Origin of the sequence: Kitasatospora sp. NPDC058170 (assembly GCF_042883905.1) — a bacterium.
In the GTDB taxonomy this organism is placed as follows: Bacteria; Actinomycetota; Actinomycetes; order Streptomycetales; family Streptomycetaceae; genus Kitasatospora.
Map to the genome: position 1 here is coordinate 31949 of NZ_JBHVUV010000005.1, position 309 is coordinate 32257.

Below are 309 nucleotides of genomic sequence, written 5' to 3' on the forward strand. Positions count from 1 at the left end.
AAGCCGGAGCCGTTCCCGAACAAGGGTTATGGCCTGGGTGCGGGGGACAAGGCGGCGCGTTCGGACACCGCGAATCAGTTCCTGGAGTCGCAGGCACGGCAGCGGGCGGCGGGTGGTCCGACGGCGGATACGCCTGCTCCGCCGAAGCCCGAGAGCGCGGCGAAGGCGCCGAAGCCGGACTCGAACATCGTCACGCTCACGGATGTCGACGGCAGGGGTGCTGCGGCGCCGAAGCCGGAGCCGTTCCCTGGCAAGGGACATGACCTCGGCGCGGGGGACAAGGCGGCGCGTTCGGACATCGCGAAGTCG

General features: G+C 70.6%; 1 protein-coding gene. It reads right to left on the reverse strand.

Features of this window, described 5'->3' with window-relative positions:
- Positions 1–74: 74 nt before the first annotated feature.
- Positions 75–200 (reverse strand): hypothetical protein, encoded by a 126-nt coding sequence (locus ACFVVX_RS07820; protein WP_387942589.1) that lies wholly within the window; start codon positions 198–200, stop codon positions 75–77.
- Positions 201–309: the final 109 nt, after the last annotated feature.